General features: G+C 59.2%; 6 protein-coding genes. 4 read left to right on the top strand and 2 right to left on the bottom strand.

All coding sequences use genetic code 11. The features are described 5' to 3' along the window. Positions 1–872: 872 nt before the first annotated feature. Together OXE05_10420 and OXE05_10415 are read right to left on the bottom strand one after the other, a co-directional pair. Entirely contained in the window at positions 873–1,088 is a 216-nt protein-coding gene (locus tag OXE05_10420; protein ID MCY4437734.1) for a DUF378 domain-containing protein, read from the bottom strand. A gap of 391 nt (positions 1,089–1,479) precedes the next feature. Next, positions 1,480–1,941: a fasciclin domain-containing protein gene (locus OXE05_10415; GenBank protein ID MCY4437733.1), complete on the bottom strand. Its 462-nt coding sequence runs from the start codon at positions 1,939–1,941 to the stop codon at positions 1,480–1,482. 267 nt (positions 1,942–2,208) lie between these two features. Between OXE05_10415 and OXE05_10410 the strand changes: the two genes are divergently transcribed. From OXE05_10410 to OXE05_10395, 4 genes are all read left to right on the top strand, one after another. Continuing rightward, the gene (locus tag OXE05_10410; protein ID MCY4437732.1) at positions 2,209–3,120 is read left to right on the top strand and encodes a cobalamin-dependent protein; all 912 of its coding nucleotides are present in this window, start codon (positions 2,209–2,211) and stop codon (positions 3,118–3,120) included. Positions 3,121–3,176: 56 nt separating this feature from the next. Next, a complete protein-coding gene (locus OXE05_10405) occupies positions 3,177–4,550 on the top strand; it encodes an AAA family ATPase (GenBank protein MCY4437731.1) in 1,374 nt (457 codons plus the stop codon). A gap of 8 nt (positions 4,551–4,558) precedes the next feature. After that, the gene (locus OXE05_10400; protein ID MCY4437730.1) at positions 4,559–5,431 is read left to right on the top strand and encodes a hypothetical protein; all 873 of its coding nucleotides are present in this window, start codon (positions 4,559–4,561) and stop codon (positions 5,429–5,431) included. Positions 5,432–5,586: 155 nt separating this feature from the next. Beyond that, a partial coding sequence (locus OXE05_10395) for a hypothetical protein (protein MCY4437729.1) occupies positions 5,587–6,297 on the top strand: 711 nt, incomplete at its 3' end.

Here is a 6,297-nt window from a genome sequence, read left to right as displayed (position 1 = left end):
TTCACCCTCACCCTAGCCCTCTCCCGTCGAGGGAGAGGGGACATCCGCGCTGTGGCGAGGGTAATGCAAAAGTCTCCTGTGGGAGAGGGCTAGGGTAGGGGGTTTTCTGCTTATCCCGTCCTCTTTACCAACAAGACCGATACGCAAGAGTGCGATAACGGCAGAAATAGCTCCCAGATTGCGGGAATCTCCCCCTCACCCTAACCCTCTCCCGCCGGGAGAGGAGACTTCCCCCCTCACTCCCGTATCATGTCGGTCCGCTGTATTGAGCACGGGTCAGGCTCTAACCCTCTCCCGCCGGGAGAGGGGACTTCCCCCCCCCTCACCCCTGTATCGTGTTGATCCGCTGTATCGAGTGCGGGTCAGGCTCTCAACCTCTCCCGCCGGAGACCTTTGCATAACCCTTCACCTTTGAGGGGGAAGATTGGGATGGGGGTGAAATGGCTTGACATCAATCTATTTTCAGTTATAAAGGTGCTCTGGATTCCGGCTTGCGCCGGAATGACGGAGTTACGTCATGGTCTCTGCCGGGAGAGGGGTCTTTCCTCGCCCCGGCAAGGATCAGGCAGGGGGTCTCCTCGGGGAGTGGGCCGGGATGAGTGGAATTCTTGAGCGTCTCTGCCAGGTTCCTCGTGTCCGTCAGAACCACGCATTGAATGTGCCGTGCCCCGATTCGGGGGTCTCCGCTGGAAGCAGGGCGCGCTAACGCTGCAGCGAGGTCCATGCGAACGGTTTCTATGGGTGTGAAGATGGAAGCGAGGACGCAGGAGATGTCGTGCGTCCTCGCTTCAGCAGAGGGTCTGCACTGTCAGCCGGCCGCTGATGACCGTGCGGCCCCAGTCGGTAGAATCCCTCTTATGCTCACGGGAACACTACGCGCCATTGCCGCCGGTGAATTCCAAGACAATAGCGAGAGCTCCGGCGAGGCCAACCACGATGTACAGGACCCGTGAGATGGAGTTGACTTCGCCAAACTTGAGGCCGCCAGCGATGAGGGCAACCAGGTCGATCCTCGCGAGGCCAACCAGGCCCCAGTTAATGGCGCCGATTGCAGCTACGATGAGGGCCACGAGTTGTAGTGTTTCCATCACATTTCTCCTTGGATGCTTTCTCTAACTTCATTGCCTAGACCTCTCTTCCCCTCCTTCTGCCGACGCGGTCGGCACGTGGAGGTTGCCCGCTGCCCGCCTGCTAACCAATGTCTCTCGGAGAGCGCTGTAGATCACTCAATGGCGAGCGGGCCATCCCTCCAAACTGCTAGACAACCAGAGCAATAGCATATGCTACCCTCTTTGTGTAGCATAAAGACTACGCACTCTAATGTCAAGCCAATGCGGGAAATGTTGGTCGCGCTGCACGCAGACTAGAGCTTGGGTGGAATGTTGTCAGCATTTGCAGCCCTAGTCTGCGCCTATCGCGTGGTCGCCTGAACGGAATGCTAGTTTGCGACATTCATTCTGTCTGTCGCCCGGAAACGCTTTAGTTCTGCGGCGGCAGCAGGACGGTGTCGATCACGTGGATGGTGCCGTTGGAGGCCTCGATGTCGGTGATGATAACTTGGGCGTCGTTGATACGCACCGTGTCGCCGTCAACCGAAATCGTCACCGCGTTGCCCTGCACGGTGGTCGCCATGTCGAGCTTTACGACATCGGCGGCCATGACGTTGCCTGACACTACGTGGTACAGGAGAATGTCAGTCAGGGCGGGGATGTCCTGCAAGAGCGCAGCCACGGTTCCTTCAGGGAGCTTGGCGAAGGCATCGTCCGTGGGAGCGAAAACGGTGAACGGACCTTCACCTTGCAGGGTCTCTACGAGGCCAGCAGCCTGGAGGGCAGCTACAAGGGTCTCGAACCTGCCGTCGCCGACGGCAATGTCTACGATGGTGGCTGGCTGTGCCTCAGGCTCCGGCGTGGCCTCGGCAGCGGAGCCGCAAGCTGCCAGCAGCGTGAGGGCAAGGCCCAACGCGGCTACCACTCCCAATTTGCGGAAGTGTTGTCTCCAGGGGCCAACACTCCGCCCGGTCTTTCTAGCTGGTTCCCTAAGCATTGTCTCCTCCTTAGTGCTCAGGCGTCTTGACGAATCTGCTGGATATGCCTAGCATATGTTTACCCGGGTGCGGCATATGTCCAACAAATGTAGGATATAATATACACAACAAGATGTCAACTATATCCAACAGACTTTCACTAAATTCTTGTTGAGGCGCTGATGGAACGTAGACGAGATATTGAGCTCCTGTGCGAGCGGTACACCGCGAGCCTGCTGTCCGGCAGCCATGAAGAGGCGTTCCATGCGGTAAGAGACACCATGGAGCGGGGGGTCAACCCACTCATGATCTATACCGAGATAATCACGCCTGCACTAGCGGAGGTAGGGGATGCCTGGCACCGCGGCGAATTGAATATCGCCGCCGAACACCTTGCCATCCAAATCACGCTCCAGCAGAGCGCGCACATTCGGAGTGTCGCCCGGCGGCGCAAGCGCGTTGGGGCCGAGGCGGTGATTACGGCCGTGGAAGGAGAAATGCACGCGGTGGGTGCGCGACTCATCGCCGATCTTTTCCATTTGGAAGGTTGGGACGTTGCATACTTGGGACAGAATACGCCCACCAAGGACCTGGTGGAATGGGTGCGCGACCGCAAACCGGACCTCGTCATTCTCTCGCTCTCCCAGCGCGACCGCATTCCTGTGGCAAAGGAGGCGGCCCGCATACTCAAGTCGCACGAGAACCCGCCGTTCGTTTTCGTTGGCGGTGTGGGTCTGTCAGACTCCGCTTTGCGCGCCGAGATGCCGGCGGACCTCATCTCCGCAGATCCCCTGGAGGCGATTAGTGTCGCGAATAGTCTCTTGAGCGTGGGCGAGGAGCCGAAAACCGTAGATGGCCACCTAAGTGCGCTGGGGCGTCACGTCCAGCGGCTGCGCAAAGAGCGGGGATGGAGCCAGCAGGAACTGGCTGCGCGGGCGGGGCTCGACCGCGCCTACCTCAGTACGGTGGAAAAAGGCAAGCAAAACATCACGATCGGCGCGGCGGTAAGGATTGCCGTAGCTCTCGACACCTCGCTCACCGCTCTTATCAGCGACGAGGACCCCGGCCGTGGCCCATCGCAGCGCCTAAGTTAACACACGTCCGGTGTCCTGATGGAACCGTCCAACGCTTGCCCAGGCTCGGGAAAGGAATGCACACTACCGCTCTCGCTGACGGGACTCCGGAGGTAGGGCGGGAAATCATCCCCAAGATACGCGCCGCGCTCAACCAAGCGCAGGCGCTCAATGCGGTACAGAAACACAACCCAAACCCGACACCGCGCCGCTGGATCCTCGATCGCTGGCTGCCGGCAGGTCGTACCGTGCTTTTCGCAGGGCCTGGCGGCAAAGGGAAGTCACGGCTTGCCCTGCAGCTCGCGGTGAATATCGTCACGAACGGACACCGGCAATGGGTGGCAAGCGACACACTTGTGCAGGGAGCACCGGAACGAATGGCGACTCCACACTTTGGGGCAGAGGCGGCGCATACCTCCCCTCCCGTTGCCGTCTATGCCAGCTGGGAAGACGAAGCGAGCGAGATAGACCGCCGTCTCGCCTGCCTGGGCGCATCCGAAGCGGTAGAAGATCGCCTGCACTTCGTCGATCTGGCCGGGCGCGGCGCGCTGTGGGAGCTGATGCAGACAGGGAGTAGGCACACATCTACCCTGGGTGCTCTCGCGCACGTCGGCGTCCTGCTACGCGCCTACTGTGAGCAGGTCAAGGCCCGCTTACTGGTAGTCGATCCCCTCGCGGCCGCTTATGCGTGTAACGAAAACGACCGCGGGCTGGTGTGCTCGTTTATGCGTCCTGGGACCGCTGGGCGCGTGATAACGAGTGCGCCGTCGTCTTTGTCGCACATCCGCCCAAGTCTGAATCCCTGTACAGCGGGAGCACCGACTGGCTCGGCGCCGCGCGTTCCTAGCGTTGAAGAACTGGCGGCATTTGTGCGGGACCATGCAACGCCAACGCACCATGCCGCGTGCGTTGAGCGCCTCCTAGAGCTGTTGACCAGCGAATTATACGTGAACACGGGCAAAGAAACACTATACAAGTATATGGCGGAGGAGTTTCAAACTCTGCCGGTCGAGAGCGACTGCCCCAGCATAATCAGTCTGCCAGTTGATCACCTGAAGCACCAGGATGATGTCGGTGCCATTCGCGACTTCTGCCTCTTGGCAACCAAACAACCACCGGAGTTATGCAAAGAAGCTGCACCTTTAGTCAGCATGAATATCATTCACGCCGCGTGGGAGAGATGGGGACGTCCGTTCGGGATTAAACACACTCTTGCACCATTTGTTAGGGCCTGGCACGACTTCCCCAATCCCATCAAGCCAAACACTCGTGACGACCGCATACTTTCCAGTCGTATTGCACATGTAGCCGTGAGCGACCGCCGCACCGATACGCTCTTCACGCCGGCCACACATCTTATTGTTTCAAACGAGGGCAAGCAAGGTGTGCTCCCAGGCTGCCCGAACGCACGAGGCGTCACCCGGCCTTACCCCTCGCGCTTTACGATTTAGGTTTAGACGTGACCACGAATCGCGGCGGCGGTGCGCCACTTGCCCTGCGGTTATGGGTAGAGGCAATCCTGAGCGTGCCGATGGAAGAGCGCGATAACCCGCATCCCGTCAGTATGGAAGTGGACCTTCGCACGATGCGCAAGCGCCTTTGGCCCAAGAGCTGGCGCGGATACAACACTGACCGCCTCCGGCGTACGCTCGAAGAAGTATCGACCGCACTGGACAGTTGGGAAGCTGCGTGGCCATGGCACGATCCGACGAGTGGCCAAAGTGGTGCGCGCCGCATTGTTCTTATATCTGACATAGGCACAAGCCTCGATGATGTCATGCGCATTATCGTCGATCTGCCGCCAGGTGCATCCACTGGCCCCCAGGTGCCAAGCACACTTGGCGAATGGGGGGCGAAACACGCAGCTGCCTACCGTGCCCTTCTTAACCTCGCCTTCCAATGCTACGAGCCAGGCCGCACTCACATGCCGGTAGGCAGTCCCAACGACCGCCATTGGATCCGCGTTCACGACCCCTCACGCTATCCAGAGTTGGATGAGCAGGTTATCATCGATCTCGCCTACCCCACAACCAAAGACAGCAACCAACGACGTGCCTTCCAAGAGGCCATGAACGCCCTGAAGACCTTGGAACAGGCCGGCGAACTCCGCCTCCACGGCAAGCGTGGCAACTGGCGGATTTTACCGCCTGCAGACGAAGCGCATATAGAAGCGTACATTCACGCAACAGAGCCGTACACCCACGCAATAGAAGCTTCCGCGACGCGCAACAGAAGCGTACAGCAGCCCCGAGAGAAACTCCGACGAGGCGCAACAGAAGCGTACATATACGCAATAGAAGGGTACAGCAAGGCGGTCCGATCCCTTATATAGCTTGGAAGAGCACTGCCACCTACCCCTATCTCTACAGAGGAGGGGGAGGTGGGGAGCGTGGCGCCGCTGGTGGCTCTGCCACACTCCCCACCTTCTAACCCAAGAGAAGAGACGTTGCGTGTGGCACATTAGACGCTGTGTGGAGAGGAATTGCAGTGGTATATAAACGCCTCGCGCTGATTGCTACACTGCTGGTGGCTCTTGCCACAGCGTGCGGTTCCTCTCAGGAGGGCGAGTCGCCTACACCGTCTAGCGGTACGACAACAATACGGACACCGACCACGGCACCAACACCGAGACTTACAACGTCTCCCACACCGGCCTCCGTCGTTGCGTTACCGCTTGGGGATTCCTCCAAGGAAGAAGCTGAGTTTTACTTGCGCGACCCTGAGACTGTCGCGAGAGCATATCTTGCTAAGCGGATGCGCGTACATGCTTCTGACCCTGCTGTCATTCTCTGGACACAGAGGTTGGCGCCGAGGATTGGCAATTCCCGGACGATCTACCTCATATACACGTGGGACAACTATCCCGCCGGCGCGTACCCAAGCGTGGAGCAGTTCATGCATGGGTATTTGATTGACCCGTGGGCTTACGGAGAAGCCGCGAAACAGTGGTTGGATAGTGGCCCGTGCGCGTGGCCGGAGGAAGTACAGGAGAAGGTCGTAGCGGTTGAGCGGGAATCTCCGGGCAGGTTGCGGGCAAGCATCGTGCATGCAACGACGGCAGCCTGGGCCGCAGAACCTGCTATCCGTTACATCACGCTAGGAGCAAGAGAGCAATTCTACGATGATCGCGAGGCGTACTTAGACCAGTTCCGTTGCACTGGGGGAGGTGGGGCGACTGCAAGTAGGACACAGGTCGTT

The sequence above is a fragment of the Chloroflexota bacterium genome (assembly GCA_026710945.1).
In the GTDB taxonomy this organism is placed as follows: Bacteria; Chloroflexota; UBA11872; order VXOZ01; family VXOZ01; genus VXOZ01.
This window is presented reverse-complemented; position numbering and strand designations above follow the sequence as displayed.